This is a genomic window from Escherichia sp. Lx600-2 (genome assembly GCF_036662595.1).
In the GTDB taxonomy this organism is placed as follows: domain Bacteria; phylum Pseudomonadota; class Gammaproteobacteria; order Enterobacterales; family Enterobacteriaceae; genus Escherichia; species Escherichia coli.
In genome coordinates, this window is sequence record NZ_JAYQWM010000251.1 from 1 (window position 1) to 661 (window position 661).

1 protein-coding gene and 1 pseudogene are annotated in these 661 nt (G+C 47.7%); both read right to left on the reverse strand.

All coding sequences use genetic code 11. The features are described from left to right. On the reverse strand, window positions 1-536 hold a 536-nt coding region (locus OQV04_RS24830; RefSeq protein ID WP_048225432.1), incomplete at its 3' end, for a tail fiber assembly protein. Next, window positions 536-661 (reverse strand): annotated as a pseudogene (locus tag OQV04_RS24835) (phage tail protein); the annotation flags it as partial. The gene OQV04_RS24830 and the pseudogene OQV04_RS24835, both read right to left, overlap by 1 nt.

Consider the following 661-nt stretch of genomic DNA (forward strand, 5'->3'; position numbering starts at 1 on the left):
GTATCAACACGGTTCAGCAACACCCGATACTTTTTCCAGGCTTCCAGCAATGAGGTTTCTTCCTCCGTTGCGATTTCCAGATCTACAGCATCCTGAAGTGGCGCAATATGCTCACTGGCTACCTGCATCAGGCTGTTTTTTGTTTCTTCCGCCTCCCGGATCCGGAACAGTTTTTCTGCTTCTGCATCTTTCACCCAGGCTGTGCCGTTCCACTTCTGAAACTCCCCTTCCGGCGATAACCAGGTAACATTTTCCGGTAACGGACCGAGTTCAGAAATAAATAACGCGTCCCCTGACGCTACGTCATAAACCGTTTTACCCCGATGGTCTTCAACGAGATGCCACGATGCCTCATCACTGTTGAAAACAGCCACAAAGCCAGCAGGAATATCTGGCGGTGCAATATCGGTACTGTTTGCTGGCAGACCTGTATGAGGCGGAATATATGCATCACCTTCACCAATAAATTCATTAGTTCCGGCCAGCAGATTATAAATTTTTATGGTCCGTGGTTGTTCACTCATTCTGAATGCCATTATGCAAGCCTCACAATATAGTTAAATGCGATGTTTTTGACGGTGTTTTCCGCGTTACCAGCAGCGTTAACGGTGATGGTGTGTCCATGTGAACCAATCGCAACGGAGTGCGTATGAGCACCAAT